Annotated in this window: 10 protein-coding genes, 2 tRNA genes and 3 rRNA genes; 7 read left to right on the top strand and 8 right to left on the bottom strand. The window is 65.4% G+C overall.

Annotated elements, in window-relative coordinates; all coding sequences use genetic code 11:
- The first annotated feature begins 40 nt into the window (after positions 1-40).
- The 6 genes from HS109_00580 (at position 41) to rrf (ending at position 7,404) form a co-directional block, all read left to right on the top strand.
- On the top strand, positions 41-937 hold the full coding sequence (locus tag HS109_00580; protein ID MBE7520858.1) for a lysophospholipid acyltransferase family protein: 897 nt from the start codon (positions 41-43) through the stop codon (positions 935-937).
- 329 nt (positions 938-1,266) lie between these two features.
- Positions 1,267-2,798: ribosomal RNA gene (locus HS109_00575) — 16S ribosomal RNA — on the top strand.
- A 141-nt stretch (positions 2,799-2,939) separates the two neighbouring features.
- Positions 2,940-3,016, top strand: a tRNA-Ile gene (locus tag HS109_00570).
- Positions 3,017-3,135: 119 nt separating this feature from the next.
- Positions 3,136-3,211: transfer RNA gene (locus HS109_00565), tRNA-Ala, on the top strand.
- A 387-nt stretch (positions 3,212-3,598) separates the two neighbouring features.
- Positions 3,599-7,108 (top strand): 23S ribosomal RNA (locus tag HS109_00560).
- A gap of 182 nt (positions 7,109-7,290) precedes the next feature.
- Positions 7,291-7,404, top strand: a 5S ribosomal RNA gene (gene rrf / locus HS109_00555).
- The 16S, 23S and 5S rRNA genes sit together here with 2 tRNA genes alongside, the layout of an rRNA operon.
- Positions 7,405-7,657: 253 nt before the next feature.
- Here rrf and HS109_00550 read toward each other — a convergent pair.
- The 4 genes from HS109_00550 to HS109_00535 form a co-directional block, all read right to left on the bottom strand.
- Positions 7,658-7,879, bottom strand: coding sequence for a hypothetical protein (locus HS109_00550; protein ID MBE7520857.1), 222 nt, complete (start codon positions 7,877-7,879; stop codon positions 7,658-7,660).
- 14 nt (positions 7,880-7,893) lie between these two features.
- On the bottom strand, positions 7,894-8,211 hold the full coding sequence (locus tag HS109_00545; protein ID MBE7520856.1) for a hypothetical protein: 318 nt from the start codon (positions 8,209-8,211) through the stop codon (positions 7,894-7,896).
- Between the two features lie 127 nt (positions 8,212-8,338).
- Positions 8,339-9,394, bottom strand: a complete 1,056-nt coding sequence (locus tag HS109_00540) for a phospholipase A (protein MBE7520855.1) — start codon at positions 9,392-9,394, stop codon at positions 8,339-8,341.
- A gap of 160 nt (positions 9,395-9,554) precedes the next feature.
- Positions 9,555-9,776 carry a DUF1049 domain-containing protein gene (locus HS109_00535; protein ID MBE7520854.1) on the bottom strand — a complete coding sequence of 74 codons (222 nt, stop codon included), beginning with the start codon at positions 9,774-9,776 and terminating at the stop codon, positions 9,555-9,557.
- Here HS109_00535 and HS109_00530 point away from each other — a divergent pair.
- Complete coding sequence (locus HS109_00530; protein MBE7520853.1) at positions 9,775-10,662, top strand: META and DUF4377 domain-containing protein; 888 nt, start codon at positions 9,775-9,777, stop codon at positions 10,660-10,662. The two genes, HS109_00535 and HS109_00530, sit on opposite strands and share 2 nt — an antisense overlap.
- On the opposite strand, the gene HS109_00525 is transcribed toward HS109_00530, so the two are convergent.
- The 4 genes from HS109_00525 to HS109_00510 all read right to left on the bottom strand — a co-directional run bounded on the left by HS109_00525 (position 10,652) and on the right by HS109_00510 (position 15,679).
- A complete protein-coding gene (locus HS109_00525; protein ID MBE7520852.1) occupies positions 10,652-11,362 on the bottom strand; it encodes a class II aldolase/adducin family protein in 711 nt (236 codons plus the stop codon). The two genes, HS109_00530 and HS109_00525, sit on opposite strands and share 11 nt — an antisense overlap.
- On the bottom strand, positions 11,359-12,444 hold the full coding sequence (gene mtnA / locus HS109_00520; GenBank protein MBE7520851.1) for an S-methyl-5-thioribose-1-phosphate isomerase: 1,086 nt from the start codon (positions 12,442-12,444) through the stop codon (positions 11,359-11,361). The genes HS109_00525 and mtnA overlap by 4 nt, the downstream gene beginning before the upstream one ends.
- A 98-nt stretch (positions 12,445-12,542) precedes the next feature.
- Positions 12,543-14,567 (bottom strand): fused MFS/spermidine synthase, encoded by a 2,025-nt coding sequence (locus HS109_00515; GenBank protein ID MBE7520850.1) that lies wholly within the window; start codon positions 14,565-14,567, stop codon positions 12,543-12,545.
- A 74-nt stretch (positions 14,568-14,641) separates the two neighbouring features.
- Complete coding sequence (locus tag HS109_00510; GenBank protein ID MBE7520849.1) at positions 14,642-15,679, bottom strand: serine protease; 1,038 nt, start codon at positions 15,677-15,679, stop codon at positions 14,642-14,644.
- Positions 15,680-15,770: the final 91 nt, after the last annotated feature.

The raw sequence follows: 15,770 nt of genomic DNA, 5'->3' as shown, positions 1-15,770 counted from the left end.
TTTCGCGCCCCGGCCGGTCCGGGGCGCGGTCGCTTCGGTCATGGCGATCCTGCTGCGCATTCTCGCCGCATTTCCGTTGCCGGTGCTCTACGCGCTCGGCTGGTGCCTGTACGTCGTGGCGTTTTTCGTCGTGCGCTGGCGCGTGCCGCTCGCTCGCGCCAACCTCGACGCTTCGCTACCCGACCTCCCGCTGGCGGAGCGCCGGCGCATCCTGCGCGACTGTTACCGCAATCTCGGCGCCACGCTGATGGAGGCGATCTGGGGCTACGGCGCGAGCGCCGACGAACTCCGGCGCCGGGTGAAGATCCTCAATCCGGAAATCGTCGATCGGTGCAAGGCGGAAGGCCGGCCGGTGATCTTGCTGGCGGGGCACGTGTGCAACTGGGAGTGGCTGCTGCTCGCGGCGGGCGCGCACCTCGGCATACCGATCGACGTCGTGTACAAGCCGCTGCGCCTCGCCGACGTCGACCGCTACGTGCTCGACGCGCGTCGTCGTTTCGGCGCGAACCCGATTCCGCACCGCTCGTTCCTCTACGAGGTGATGCGGCACGGCGAGGAGCCCCGAGCCTATGCGTTGCTGGCCGACCAGACGCCGCTCGAGCGCATGCCGAAGCACTGGGTGCGATTCCTCAACCGCGACACCGCGTTCTTCCTCGGTCCCGAGCGCATCGCGCGCTACCTCGACGCGACGGTCGTCTACGTCGCGATGAAGCGCGTGAAGCGCGGCTACTACGAAGCGCACGTATCGGTCGTCGCCGAACCGCCCTACGGCGCGGATGCCGGCATTCGCATCGTCGAGTCCTACGCCCGGCGCCTCGAGGCCACGATCCTGGAGTCGCCCGCCGATTGGCTGTGGATCCACAGGAAGTGGAAGTACCCGAAGCCCGCGGACGCGGACTCCGCGGTGCGGGTGCGGAAGAAGCCGCGCGCGACTTGATTCGAGGCTTGCGCGAACCCGCGAAACACGCTACAATCTTTCCTCTTCGCTGTTCCAAGACGCAGGGCCCTCCCGGAAGTGTCGAACGACCCCGGGCAGCGTTCGCGGATTCGAATGGCGCGCTCTTTGACAATTCGCAATCGATAGGTGTGGGTGCCGGCGGGTGCCTGCGGGTCTCGTTTTCGGACGGGTCTTGCGGGGGGTTCATGAAGCTGGTGCTCACACGACGCTATGTGCGGGCTGGTCGGGCTTGTGGCCTGGCTGGCTCGTGTCCGTCCTTCGGGGCGGGCGTTCGAGTGAGTCTTGGACTGAAAGTAATAGCTGAGATCAACTGAAGAGTTTGATCCTGGCTCAGATTGAACGCTGGCGGCATGCTTTACACATGCAAGTCGAGCGGCAGCGCGGGGGCAACCCTGGCGGCGAGCGGCGAACGGGTGAGTAATGCATCGGAACGTGTCCGGAAGTGGGGGATAACCCGCCGAAAGGCGGGCTAATACCGCATATTCTCTGTGGAGGAAAGTGGGGGACCGCAAGGCCTCACGCTTTCGGAGCGGCCGATGCCCGATTAGCTAGTTGGTGGGGTAATGGCTTACCAAGGCGACGATCGGTAGCTGGTCTGAGAGGATGATCAGCCACACTGGGACTGAGACACGGCCCAGACTCCTACGGGAGGCAGCAGTGGGGAATTTTGGACAATGGGGGCAACCCTGATCCAGCCATGCCGCGTGCGGGAAGAAGGCCTTCGGGTTGTAAACCGCTTTTAGCCGGGAAGAAAAGGCGCGGGCGAATACTCCGCGTTCTTGACGGTACCGGCGGAATAAGCACCGGCTAACTACGTGCCAGCAGCCGCGGTAATACGTAGGGTGCGAGCGTTAATCGGAATTACTGGGCGTAAAGCGTGCGCAGGCGGTTCGTTAAGTCTGATGTGAAAGCCCCGGGCTCAACCTGGGAATGGCATTGGATACTGGCGGGCTGGAGTGTGGCAGAGGGGGGTGGAATTCCGCGTGTAGCAGTGAAATGCGTAGAGATGCGGAGGAACACCGATGGCGAAGGCAGCCCCCTGGGCTGACACTGACGCTCAGGCACGAAAGCGTGGGGAGCAAACAGGATTAGATACCCTGGTAGTCCACGCCCTAAACGATGATCACTGGGTGTTCGGGGAGCGATCTCTGGGTACCGTAGCTAACGCGTGAAGTGATCCGCCTGGGGAGTACGGTCGCAAGATTAAAACTCAAAGGAATTGACGGGGACCCGCACAAGCGGTGGATGATGTGGATTAATTCGATGCAACGCGAACAACCTTACCTACCCTTGACATGTCGCGAATCCCGGTGAGAGCCGGGGGTGCCCGAAAGGGAACGCGAACACAGGTGCTGCATGGCTGTCGTCAGCTCGTGTCGTGAGATGTTGGGTTAAGTCCCGCAACGAGCGCAACCCTTGTCCCTAGTTGCTACGCAAGGGCACTCTAGGGAGACTGCCGGTGACAAACCGGAGGAAGGTGGGGATGACGTCAAGTCCTCATGGCCCTTATGGGTAGGGCTTCACACGTCATACAATGGTCGGTACAGAGGGTTGCCAAGCCGCGAGGTGGAGCCAATCCCAGAAAGCCGATCGTAGTCCGGATTGCAGTCTGCAACTCGACTGCATGAAGTCGGAATCGCTAGTAATCGCGGATCAGCATGCCGCGGTGAATACGTTCCCGGGTCTTGTACACACCGCCCGTCACACCATGGGAGTGGGATGTACCAGAAGCAGGTAGGCTAACCGCGAGGAGGCCGCCTGCCACGGTGCGTTTCATGACTGGGGTGAAGTCGTAACAAGGTAGCCGTATCGGAAGGTGCGGCTGGATCACCTCCTTTCTCGGAATCAGATGTCAGTTGGCAGTTGACGGTTGTCAGTGATGGCGACTGCGGCGCCGCCGGACATCCAAGCCTTCCGGTGCCCACAACCTATCGGTTGCAGCGAGCCAGCAGGTGGTTCGCGACAAGCGCACAGCCGACCCGGGTTTGTAGCTCAGTTGGTTAGAGCACCGTCTTGATAAGGCGGGGGTCGATGGTTCGAATCCATCCAGACCCACCATTCAGTTGGCAGTTGTCAGTTGACAGTTGTCAGTAAGGACGGGCCGCAGCCAGTGCTCCCCGCATCGCTCGGGCATGCATTTACTGACAACTGACGACTGACAACTGACAACTGCCTGCGGGGCTGTAGCTCAGTTGGGAGAGCGCCTGCTTTGCAAGCAGGAGGCCGTCGGTTCGATCCCGTCCAGCTCCACCATTCAGGAGTCAGGAGACAGAGGTCAGGGGTCAGAGGCGGCGAGTCTCCGGTGGCCGCGCATGAAGCGCGGGCGTGGCGGTGGGGTGGGGTAGCAGGTGGTACCTGTCGATTGCGTGCTGCGGCGGCGTTTCGATCGTGGCTCCCGGAAGGGGCCAGGCTCGAGAAGCTGCACTGCTCTTTAACAATTCGGAAGGCAAGGCATTCGTGGACTCGATGAGGGTCCGCGGATGTTTGGGTTGAGTTTGTATCGATTCTTCGTTCCCGACACAAAAGGCGGGGGCGAGGAGCGCAAACACGCCAGGACGGTGTGCTCGCGGTGCGGTGGGTGGAAGGGGTTGGTGTTGCTGCCAACCGTCAACTGCCAACTGTCAACTGAATGAGCGCAACGTTATGGGGTCAAGCGACTAAGTGCATGTGGTGGATGCCTTGGCGATCACAGGCGATGAAGGACGTGACAGCCTGCGAAAAGCTCCGGGGAGCTGGCAAATGAGCATTGATCCGGAGATGTCCGAATGGGGAAACCCGGCCCGCAAGGGTCACTCCCTGCTGAATACATAGGCAGGGCAGAGCGAACCCGGTGAACTGAAACATCTCAGTAGCCGGAGGAAGAGAAATCAACCGAGATTCCGCCAGTAGTGGCGAGCGAACGCGGAACAGCCAGTCATTTTTAGCCGACGACTCAGTGGAACGCTCTGGAAAGGGCGGCCGCAGTGGGTGATAGCCCCGTACACGAAGGGATGTCGGTGGAACTAAGGTGACGACAAGTAGGGCGGGACACGTGAAATCCTGTCTGAAGACGGGGGGACCATCCTCCAAGGCTAAATACTCGTGATCGACCGATAGTGAACCAGTACCGTGAGGGAAAGGCGAAAAGAACCCCGGAAGGGGAGTGAAACAGATCCTGAAACCGCATGCATACAAACAGTCGGAGCTCCGTGCTTCAACCGCTTTGCGGTTGACGCACTCCGCAGTTGTCAGTTGACAGTTGTCAGTTGTCAGTAACTTCACGTCGTGCCGATGCGCTGCGCATCGACTCGACATGCCTTTACTGACAACTGACAGCTGACAACTGACAACTGCTTCAACGGCAGAGCCGTTGAAGCACGGAGTGACGGCGTACCTTTTGTATAATGGGTCAGCGACTTACGTTCTGTTGCGAGCTTAACCGCATAGGGAAGGCGCAGCGAAAGCGAGTCCGAACAGGGCGCTTGAGTAGCAGGGCGTAGACCCGAAACCGGATGATCTAGCCATGGCCAGGCTGAAGCGGGGGTAACACCTCGTGGAGGGCCGAACCCACTACCGTTGAAAAGGTAGGGGATGAGCTGTGGCTAGGGGCGAAAGGCTAAACAAATCCGGAGATAGCTGGTTCTCTCCGAAAGCTATTGAGGTAGCGCCTCGTGTATCACCTTCGGGGGTAGAGCACTGTCATGGTAGTGGGGAGCATCGCGCTCTACCACGCCATTGCAAACTCCGAATACCGAAGAGTGCGAGCACGGGAGACAGACGGTGGGTGCTAACGTTCATCGTCGAGAGGGAAACAACCCAGACCCTCAGCTAAGGTCCCCAAGACACGGTTAAGTGGGAAACGAGGTGGGAAGGCACAGACAGCCAGGATGTTGGCTTAGAAGCAGCCATCATTCAAAGAAAGCGTAATAGCTCACTGGTCGAGTCGTCCTGCGCGGAAGATGTAACGGGGCTCAAATCGTGCACCGAAGCTAGGGGTTCAGGAGTCAGTTGTCAGTTGACAGTTGACAGTAACAGCCAATGGCGCTGATGCGCTTCGAGGAGTTGGAGGTATTCAAGCGTGCGTACCGGGTGTCGCTCGACATCCACCGTGCGAGCTTGACGTTTCCGTCCTTGGAGCAGTACGCGCTGGCCGATCAGGTCCGGCGCAGCAGCAAGGGCATCTGCGCCAACATCGCCGAAGGGTTCGGCAAATCCACTCGCTCGAAGGCGGAACTGCAGAGGTTCCTGTCGATGGCGGTCGGGTCGGCCGACGAGATGCGGGTGTGGCTACGTTACTGTCTGGACTTGGGGTACATCTCCGAGTCGAGTTGGCAAGCATGGCGCGACGAGTACGAAGAGATCGCGAAGATGCTGCAGGGGCTGATTAGAAGCGTGCGACGGGAGTAGGCGCTTCTACTGGCAACTGCCAACTGTCAACTGGCTCCTGGACGGTAGGAGAGCGTTCCGTAGGCCTGTGAAGGCGGCTGGAGACGGCTGCTGGAGGTATCGGAAGTGCGAATGCTGACATGAGTAGCGATAAAGCAGGTGAAAGGCCTGCTCGCCGTAAGCCCAAGGTTTCCTGCGCCACGTTCATCGGCGCAGGGTGAGTCGGCCCCTAAGGTGAGGACGAGAGTCGTAGCTGATGGGAAGCGGGTCAATATTCCCGCACCGACGTGGAATGCGATGGGGGGACGGAGAAGGTTAACCAGGCCGGGTGTTGGACGTCCCGGTTCAAGCGTGTAGGCGTGCCCGATCGGCAAATCCGTCGGGCTTAGTCGAGGCGCGACGTCGAGGGCCGGCTTGCCGGTCCGAAGCGGGTGATACCAGGCTCCCGGGAAAAGCCTCTAAGCTTCAGTTCCACGACGACCGTACCGCAAACCGACACAGGTGGGCGAGCTGAATATGCTCAGGCGCTTGAGAGAACTCAGGAGAAGGAACTCGGCAAATTGACACCGTAACTTCGGGATAAGGTGTGCCCTCGGTAGGTGAACCCGTACAGGGGGAGCCGAAGGGGGCCGCAGAGAATCGGTGGCTGCGACTGTTTAACAAAAACACAGCACTCTGCAAAGACGAGAGTCGACGTATAGGGTGTGACGCCTGCCCGGTGCCGGAAGGTTAAGTGATGGGGTGCAAGCTCTTGATCGAAGCCCCGGTAAACGGCGGCCGTAACTATAACGGTCCTAAGGTAGCGAAATTCCTTGTCGGGTAAGTTCCGACCTGCACGAATGGCGTAACGATGGCCACACTGTCTCCTCCTGAGACTCAGCGAAGTTGAAGTGTTTGTGAAGATGCAATCTCCCCGCGGCAAGACGGAAAGACCCCGTGCACCTTTACTGTAGCTTTGCATTGGACTGTGATGAGGTTTGTGTAGGATAGCTGGGAGGCTTTGAAGTGGGGGCGCCAGCTCTCATGGAGCCAACGTTGAAATACCAGCCTGACGTCATTGCGGTTCTAACCTTGGGCCGTTATCCGGCTCGGGGACCGTGCATGGCAGGCAGTTTGACTGGGGCGGTCTCCTCCCAAAGCGTAACGGAGGAGCTCGAAGGTTCGCTTAGCGCGGTCGGACATCGCGCTTCAATGTGTAAGGGCACAAGCGAGCTTGACTGCGAGACTGACAAGTCGAGCAGGTGCGAAAGCAGGACCTAGTGATCCGGTGGTTCTGAATGGAAGGGCCATCGCTCAACGGACAAAAGGTACGCCGGGGATAACAGGCTGATACCGCCCAAGAGTTCATATCGACGGCGGTGTTTGGCACCTCGATGTCGGCTCATCACATCCTGGGGCTGTAGCCGGTCCCAAGGGTATGGCTGTTCGCCATTTAAAGTGGTACGTGAGCTGGGTTCAAAACGTCGTGAGACAGTTTGGTCCCTATCTGCCGTGGGCGCTGGAGATTTGACGGGAGCTGCTCCTAGTACGAGAGGACCGGAGTGGACGCACCGCTGGTGTACCGGTTGTGACGCCAGTCGCATCGCCGGGTAGCTATGTGCGGAAGTGATAACCGCTGAAAGCATCTAAGCGGGAAACACGCCTGAAGATGAGATCTCCCGGGGGCTAGACCCCCCTGAAGGGTCGTGGCAGACCACCACGTTGATAGGCCGGAGGTGGAAGCGCGGCAACGCGTTGAGCTGACCGGTACTAATCGCCCGTGCGGCTTGATCCCATAACCTTGCGCTCGTGTTCAGGAGTCAGTTGTCAGTTGACAGCCTGGATCGATGCAGCTCGACCCAATCCTTGCCTTCCAGTTGACAGTTGGCAGTTGACAGTTGTCAGTCAAGGCGCGTCACCGCCACGCCGATCGCATCGGCTGCGGCGCGCAGTTACTGACAACTGACAACTGACAACCGCCCCCTACGCCTGACGACCACAGCCTGCCGGTCCCACTCCTTCCCATCCCGAACAGGACCGTGAAACGGCAGCACGCCGATGATAGTGCGCATTGCGCGCGCGAAAGTAGGTCATTGTCAGGCACCCACAAAGCACAGCGCCCCGGTCGACGACCGGGGCGTTCTGCTTTGGGCCTCCGTTGATCGTGTGGGTCAGCCTTCAGGCTGACGGGGTTCGCCGAATCGAAGCGAAAGACGTCAGGCTGAAGCCTGACCCACAGCAGATCGCGACACCCACCAGGGGCGACCCCCACGAGAACCTCGCAACGGCGCTCGACGCGCCGCCACCGAAGACGCTGCCGCCTCTGACCTCTGACTTCTGTCCTCTGTCTCCTGACTATTGCCGACTGCCGTGGATGTTGCCGGCCACGCCGCCTGCCACGGCACCGATGGCGGCGCCGGTCCATCCGCTGCCGCCGGCGATCGCCGCAATCCCCGCACCCGCGGCTGCGCCGATCGCCGCACCGCTCATGGTTCCCTGCTGCTGCGCCGACATGTTCGTGCAGCCCGCGGTCGCCGCGGCCAGCACGACGACCATTGCAACTCCACCGATCTTCATCGTCAGTCTCCTCGTCACTTCCTGAGGCCGGGTACGGCCAACTCGAACCAGATCGTCTCGACCACCGGACGGTTCAGGCGATTGGGGTTGGCGCCATACCACTTGTCGAGCGCCTGCCGGACGGAGTCGAGCGACTGGCCCTTGAGTCCCCGCGCGAGGCGCGGCACGAAGTTCTGCGCATCGGAAGGCGGGTTGGACGCGTAGAAGGCGGTTTCCACCTGGACCAGGTTCGCCAATCCAACCAGATATGCCTTCTTGACGGCTTCCGTCGATGCGACCCAGTGTTCGCCGGTCACCAGCGGAATCTCCGGCGCCTGCGCATGCAACGACAGCGGGGCGAGCACGGTGCCCGCCGCGAAGAACGCGATCCCCAGAACCCTTCTTGCATTCATGCCTCGCTCCTCCTTTCGTGAACCCGCACCAACCCCGCTGGTCGCTGCGGGACTCCGGCGGAACGCGTCAGAGCCCGTCGGACAGCGCGACACCCGCGCCGATCGTCGTCTGTTTCCAGTTGTAGTCGATCATGCTCTCGCCGTAGCCGCTGAACACCTGCACGTACGCGCGGAACGGGCCGAGGAACGGCGGTGAATACCAGCCGGCCTGGAAGGCGCCCTTGCCGGTCTTCACGTTGCCGCGGAGCGCGCCCGAGAACGAATTTCCCTTCCAGCGATACAGCGCCCCGATCTGGCCGTGGCCGAGGTAGTCGGTGATGTCCGGGTTGTCGTCGTCCTCATCGCTCTCCGGAATGCGGTACCAGACGCGCGCCGACAGGACGAGGTTCTCGCGCTCGACGGCGCCTTCGAGGAACAGGCGGTTCCAGCTCCTCGAAAGAACGTCGGTGCGCCCGTTCGACTGGTGATTGAAGCCCCCGGTGAGAAGGTTCCACTTGAATCCCGCGCCGAGGTCCATGCCGGGGTGCCACGCGGCGAAGATCTCCGGCTCGTAGTTCGTCTCGCGGAACGGACGCGAAATCTCGTCGTTGTAGACCTGCCACTGGTTCTGCTGCGTGTACGCCGCCCAGAGTCCCCAGCGACGATCCTCGCTCGCCCAGAAGCGGGCCTTGAAGCTCAGCTGGAACTTCGCCTCGGTCTTGTCGAGGTGGACCGGCTCGCCGGCCGCTTCGAAGAGCGGAACGTACGGCGCGACGTTGGCCTTGTCGGTGTAGCGCCCGACCAGGAAGTAGTTCGAGCGATAGAAACGGACGTCGTACTTCGGCGCCGACGGATCGAATCCCCAGGCCGTGTCGAGGATCGACAACTTCGCGGAGGGCGCTTCCAGCGCGACCGCGCGCGCCATCGCGTCCTGGGGGACGAAATCGGTGCCCTGCGTCGGAGCCGCGGGGGTGGCCGGCGCCGCGCGCCCAGTGGCCGAGTCGTAGCACGCGAGCCGCTCGGCACTCGACGCGATGCGATGGCAGTCCGCGATCGAACGGGGTTGCGCAAGCGCAGTGCCGATCGACGCGCCGGCAACGACGGCCGCGAGCGCGAGGCGCGAGCTGAAATGCTTCAAGTACATAGCAATTCCCCTGTTCTGCAGCACCCCTGTGGTGCCCGCCGATCCCGCTACGATGCCACAATCGCCGCGACGCGCGGTTGCCGCCGCGCAACTTCGCCCCGAAGCCACCGAATCCTGTTGCGTCGCCGCGGCACATCCACGCCGGCCATCGCCGGGACAGTCACTCGCTGCCCCGAGCGCCCCGCACCCAGCTCTTGAGGAGCGACCAGAGCATCCCGCCGGTGAGCATGCCCAGCACGTAGACTCCGACGACGAGCGTCGACACCGGAAGCGTCATCGACGCAGAGAACAGCGTGACCGTTACCATCTCCAGATTCTGGATCTTGAACGACAGGACGACGACGGTGAAAACGACGATCAGCGCGAGGTACACGAATTTCATGGCTCGATCTCCGGGAGCGGGTGCGCCGCGCGGCCGGACTCCCGGCGTCGCGACGGCCCATTCCACCGGGCGGCTCCGCAACGCGACTCGTCGCGTCGCGTCGATCGCCATCGTCGCGGCGCTCGGTGTGGCCGCATGCACGACCGCGCCGGTGCAGACCCCCGCGCCCGACGGGTGGGCGCCGATCGCCTCGGGTGCCGAGCGGACGCTGGAGCGCTACCGATGGCGACTCGAGTCCGCGACCGACACACGAGGTGCGCGCATCGGCGCGGTGTCGCCGTCGGGCGCGCGCGCCTTCGTCTTCGCGTTCTCGGGCAACCAGGTCGTGATCGACGGCGGCTGCAACTCGATGCGCGGCGGTTTCCTGATTCCGTCCGTGGGCAAGCTCGCGTTCGGCCGGATGGCGGCGACGATGCGCGCCTGCGACGGCCCGCTCATGCACGCGGACGCGGCGCTCGGAAAGCTCCTGGCCGAGCCGATGGGCGCGGCGCTCACGACAGCCGAACCGCCGCGCCTGCGCCTGGCGACGCCCGCGAACGACCAACTCGTCTTCGTTGGCGAACTCACGCCCGAAGCGCGCTACGGCGCACCGACGATCGCGTTCCTCGAAGTCGCGCCGCGCCGTGTCCCCTGCAACCATCCGCTGATCCGCGACGCGACCTGCCTGCAGGTGCGCGACCGTGCGTTCGACGCGCAGGGGCTGCCGGCCGGATCCCCCGGACCCTGGCGCGCGTTCCACGGCACGATCGAGGGCTACACGCACCAGGAGGGAGTGCGCAACGTGCTGCGCGTGAAGCGGTTCGTGCGCGCTCCGGTGCCGGCCGACGCCTCGTCGTACGTCTACGTGCTCGACCTCGTGGTGGAGTCCGAGACCGTCAAACCTTAGTGGACCGGCGACCCCGGGTGGGTGCCCGCGCTCGCGGCGCGGGTTGGCCGTAGCTCGCGAACAGCTCGATGACGCGAGCCATCTCGTCGTCGTCGAGGAGCGTGGGCTCGCCGACCTGAAGCGCGCGCCAGTACATCTCGGCGAGCGACTCCACCTCGATCGCGAGTCGCAGCGCGCGCTCGGGGTCGGAGGCGAACGCGATCATCCCGTGGTTCGCGAGCAGGCACGCGCGGCGCCCGTCGAGCGCGCGCACCGCCGCGTCGGCGAGCGCCTGGGTCCCGAACGTCGCGTAGGAGGCGCAGCGGATGTCGCGGCCGCCCGCCACCGCCACCATGTAGTGGAACGGGGGAATGCCGCGCCGCAGGCACGCGAGCGTCGTGCAGAACGGCGAGTGGGCGTGCACGATGGCGCCCGCGTCTTCGCGCGAGCGATAGATGTCGCGGTGGAACGGCCATTCGGACGACGGCGCGAGACGCCCTCGCGCGCGTCCGTCCAGTCCGACCGCGACGATGTCGGCGGGAGCGAGCACGTCGTACGGCACGCCGGTCGGCGTGATCAGGAAGCCGTCGAAGCCGCGCGCGCGGTGGCGAACGCTGACGTTGCCCGCCTTGGCGCGGTTGATGCCCGATGCGTTCATGCCGAGCGCCGCCGCGATCACGCGCGCGCGCAGCGCGCGGTCGGCACCTGGTCGCGCCCTCATGCGATTCGCTCGGGGAAGAGCGCGGACAGGCCGGCCTCGGACGCCGCCGCCACGCCACGCTCGGTGACGAGTCCGGTCACGTAGCGCGCCGGGGTCACGTCGAACGCCGGATTGTGCGCGCGCGTGCCCGCCGGCGCGATGCCCGCGCGCACGTCCCCTTCGCGCTCGTCGCGGCCGGGCACGCGGAGGACCTCGTCGGGCGAGCGCGCTTCGATCGGTATCGCATCGCCGTCGGGAAGCGACGCGTCGAAGGTCGGTGACGGCAGCGCGACGTAGAACGGCACGCCGTTCTCCTTCGCGGCGATCGCCTTGTCGTAGGTGCCGATCTTGTTGCAGACGTCGCCGTTGCGCGCGACGCGGTCCGCGCCGACGAACACCACGTCGACCTCGCGGAGCCGCATCAGCGACGCGCAGGCGCCGTCGACGACGAGCGTGTGCGGGATGCCCCGCTGCGCGAACTCCCACGCGGTCAGGTTGGCGCCCTGCAGGCGCGGGCGCGTCTCGCTCACCCACACGTGAACCGCCACACCGCGCGCGTGCGCGAGGAACACCGGCGCGGTCGCGGTGCCCCAGCCGCAGGTGGCGAGCGCCCCGGCGTTGCAGTGGGTCATCACGTTGACCGGCCCGTCGCCCGGCGCGCCGAGGCGCTCGATCAACCGCAGGCCGTGCTCGCCGATCGCCCGGTTGATCGCGACGTCCTCGACCGCAATCGCGTCGGCTTCCGCCCACGCGGCGTCGGCGCGCTCGTCGCGTGCGAGCGGCGCGACGCGACGGTGGACCCGGTCGAGCGCCCAGCGGAGATTGACCGCCGTGGGTCGCGTCGCGTCGAGCATGGCGTGGGCGCGGTCGAGCGCGCCGTCGGTGGCGTCGCGGTCGAGCGCCATCGCGAGCCCGTAGGCGCCGACCGCGCCGATCAGCGGCGCGCCGCGGATCCACATGTCGCGGATGGCCACCGCGGCGGCCTCGGCGTCGCCGAGGCGCACCGGGACGATCGCGTGCGGCAACGCGCGCTGGTCGAGCGCCACGACGTGGTGCGCGCCGGGCGGGTGCCGCAGCGCCTGGTACGCGGCAGGGTCGGCCATGGTCGCCGGGTCGAAGGGTTCGCCGTGCCGCATGCGCCGATTGTATCGCCGCGCGACGGCGGAATCGCCGGGCCGCCGGCTGCGCGCTGCGATCGCGGCTACTTCAGCACCTGCACCAGGTTGTTGAAGTCGTCGGTCCACACTCGCCAATCCCGGCGCGGCGCGATCGCGGTCGTCGCGTCCGCGATCAAGGGCTTGTCGAGCGCCGCGGGATCGCACGAAAGCAGCACCCAGTCGCTGGTGCTCGCGCCCGTGCCGCTGCCTTCGTCCGCGACGAGCACGGCGGCGAGCCCGTGCGCGTGCGCGAGCGCCTCGACGACCGGCACGAGGTCGAGGAAACGGTTGGTCACGTGGAACGCGAGGATGCCGGAGGGCGTCAGGTGCCGCAGGTAGATCTCGAGCGCTTCGGAGGTGATCAGGTGCACCGGGATCGCGTCGCTCGAGAACGCGTCGATCGCGAGGACGTCGAAGCGCTGTGGCGGCTCACGCTCGAGCACCAGGCGTGCGTCGCCGAGCGCCGTTTCGACCCTGGCCTCGCTGTCCCCCAGGTAGCTGAAGTCGCGCTTCGCGATCTCGACCACCGAGGGATTGATCTCGTAGAAGCGGTAGACGTCGCCCTTCGCCCCCCACGCCGCGATCGTGCCCGTGCCGAGCCCGATCACGCCGACGCGCACCGGTTCGAGTCGCGGATGCAGCGACTCGATCGCCCGGCCGACGCCGGAAGTCGCGGTGTAGTAGGTCGTCGGCTGCCGGCGCAGGAGCGGGTCGAAGTACTGGGTGCCGTGCATGATCGTGCCGTGGATCAGCGTGCGCTTGCGACTGTCGTCGCTGCCGGTTTCCCAGACGCGCAGCACGCCGTAGAAGTTGCGGGTCGCGACGACCGTCTGGTCGTAGAACTCGCGGACGTACCACACCGCGCAGCCGACGGTGACGACGAGCGACGCTATCGCCAGCGCTCCGAACACCTTGTGATCGCGGCGCACCTGCCACAGCAGCAACGCCGCGCACAGCACGAGCGCCGCGCCGAGCTCGAAGTACGCGGGCACGACGAGCGGCGCGATGATCCCCACGACGACCGCCCCGAGCGCGCCGCCGAACGAGACCGTCAGGTAGAAGCGGGTGAGCCAGCGGGCAGCGGGCTTGAGCCGCACGAGTTCGCCGTGACAGAACATGCACGCGAGGAAGAGCCCCGCGCAGAACACGCCGAGCTGGATCGCGAGTTCGTGGGTCAGGTTCGGGTCGGCCTGCGTCCACGCCATCACGCCGAGAACGGCGGCGGCCATCGCGACGATGAGATCGCGCCGGTACCAGCCGGTGCCGTCGAAGCACAGGATGAACGTGAGGAGGTAGAGGGAGAGCGGCACGATCCACAGGAGCGGGACCGCAGCGACGTTCTGCGTGATGTGGTTCGACACCGCGAGCAGCAGGATCGACCCGGTCGCGGAGAGCGCGATCCACAGGATCTGGCGCGCGGTCGTCGGCGGCGGTTCGTCGAGATCGGGCGCGGCGCTCGCCAACGGCGCGGCCACCGACGTGGCTGCGGCGAAGCGCAGGCTCGCCCACCCGGTCGCCGCGCAGAGCACCGTGAAGGCGGCGTAGGCGATCGACCAGCCCCACGCCTGCGTGCGCGTCGCGATCCACGGCTCGAGCAGGAACGGGTAGCCCAGGAGCGCGAGCATCGACGCGAGATTCGAAAGCGCGAAGAGCCGGTAGGGGCTGCGGCCGGGGAAACGGCGCGCGAACCACGCCTGGACCAGCGGGCTCGTCGATGACAGCAGGAAGTACGGCAGGCCGATCGTCGCGACGAGCATCCCGAGGATCAGCCAGATCGGGTTCTCGTCGCCGGAAGGCTTCCAGTGCGCGGCGGGAACGATCGGCAGCAGGGCGAGGCTCGCGACGAGCAGCACGACGTGCAGCTTCAGGCCGCTGCGCGGCGAAGGCCGGCGAACCAGCCAGTCCGCGTACGCGTAGCCCGCGAGGAGCGCCGTCTGGAAGAACACGAGGCAGGTCGTCCACACCGTCGCCGATCCGCCGAACCACGGCAGGATCTGCTTCGCCATCACCGGCTGCACGAGGAACAGCAGGAACGCGCTGGCGAAGATCGTGGCGGCGTACAGGGGCATGGGCGGGACCGGGGGGCGGCGGGCGGTGCGCCCACGGCGGCCGAGCATTCTACGGGAGCCGCAGGACTCGTCCCTCAGTACATCGTGCGAGGCTTGAAGTAGTCGACGCGATCGATCGAGCGGATCGAGACTTCGCGCACGTCGGCGCCCTGCAGCACGCGCAGCGGGATCGTCGCGCCGGCGCTGCGGCCGGTCCACAGCTTGCGGTAGAAGTCCGCCTGCGTGCGCACCGGCTCGTCGCCGACGCCGAGCACGATGTCGCCTGCCACGATGCCGGCATCGTCGGCGGGACTGCCGGGAGACACGCGCGACACGACGAGACGTCCCTGGACCTCGTCCGCGGCAACGCCGAGCCACGGCCGCGGCGGCCCCTTGCGATGGCCCTGGGCGATGAGTTCCGGCAGAATCGCCTTCAGCGTGTCGATCGGCACGAACAGATTGCCGGGCAGCCGCGGCTCGTCGCCGGTGGCGTCGCGCACGATGAGCGAGCCGATGCCGACCAGGCGCCCATGACGGTCGATGAGTCCGGCGCCGCTCCAGTTCGCCACCGGCGGACTCGTCCACAGCGCGTCGTCGAGCATGTATTCCCAGCTCCCGGTGAATGCGCGCTTCGACACCACGAGCGCGAACGCGGCATCGCCGGGGCCTTCGCTCGTCGCGATCATCACCGGATCGCTCGTCTCGATCGCCGACGACGCGCCGAGTTCGATCGGCGGCCCGTCGACCGGGACCAGCGAGCGCAACAATCCGAAGCCGCTCGCGTGGTCGTACGCGACGAGCTGCGCCGGCAGCGGGCGGCCGCGATGGTCGATCACCTGCACGTCGTCGGCCTCGACGATCAGGTAGCCGATGGTGACGATCAGTCCGTCCGGCGCGATCAGCACGCCGGTGCCCTCGCGCTCCGCTCCGAGCGTTTTCTCGCTGCGCGCGTCCGGGACCGCGCGCGTCTTCACCTTGAAGATCGCGCGGTAGAGCTTTTCGGCGTCGGGCGCGGCGTTCGTCTCGCGTGTGGTGGCATCGCTCGCCGGCGGCGCCGCATCGACCGGATGATGGGCCAAGACCATCGCGGCGAAGGCGACGGCGGCGATGCGTAGCGGCAAGGGCAGGGCCATGGTGGGCTTCCCGCACCGTGCGGCGGCGGTCGGCCTCCGCAGGGCCTTCGATGCGCGAGCGCCGAACCGGCTCCGGCGCCCGCTCGCGATC

It is taken from the genome of Burkholderiales bacterium (assembly GCA_015075645.1).
Classification (GTDB): Bacteria; Pseudomonadota; Gammaproteobacteria; order Burkholderiales; family Casimicrobiaceae; genus VBCG01.
The sequence above is the reverse complement of the archived record's forward strand: the minus strand, read 5'-3'. Positions and strand labels throughout refer to the sequence as shown.

Coding starts and splice junctions, on each gene's coding strand:
- HS109_00580 (MBE7520858.1), top strand. CDS start 41: ATGGCGATCCTGCTGCGCATTCTCGCCGCATTTCCGTTGCCGGTGCTC.
- HS109_00550 (MBE7520857.1), bottom strand. CDS start 7,879: ATGAAGATCGGTGGAGTTGCAATGGTCGTCGTGCTGGCCGCGGCGACC.
- HS109_00540 (MBE7520855.1), bottom strand. CDS start 9,394: ATGTACTTGAAGCATTTCAGCTCGCGCCTCGCGCTCGCGGCCGTCGTT.
- HS109_00530 (MBE7520853.1), top strand. CDS start 9,775: ATGGCTCGATCTCCGGGAGCGGGTGCGCCGCGCGGCCGGACTCCCGGC.
- HS109_00535 (MBE7520854.1), bottom strand. CDS start 9,776: ATGAAATTCGTGTACCTCGCGCTGATCGTCGTTTTCACCGTCGTCGTC.
- HS109_00525 (MBE7520852.1), bottom strand. CDS start 11,362: ATGAGGGCGCGACCAGGTGCCGACCGCGCGCTGCGCGCGCGCGTGATC.
- mtnA (MBE7520851.1), bottom strand. CDS start 12,444: ATGGCCGACCCTGCCGCGTACCAGGCGCTGCGGCACCCGCCCGGCGCG.
- HS109_00515 (MBE7520850.1), bottom strand. CDS start 14,567: ATGCCCCTGTACGCCGCCACGATCTTCGCCAGCGCGTTCCTGCTGTTC.
- HS109_00510 (MBE7520849.1), bottom strand. CDS start 15,679: ATGGCCCTGCCCTTGCCGCTACGCATCGCCGCCGTCGCCTTCGCCGCG.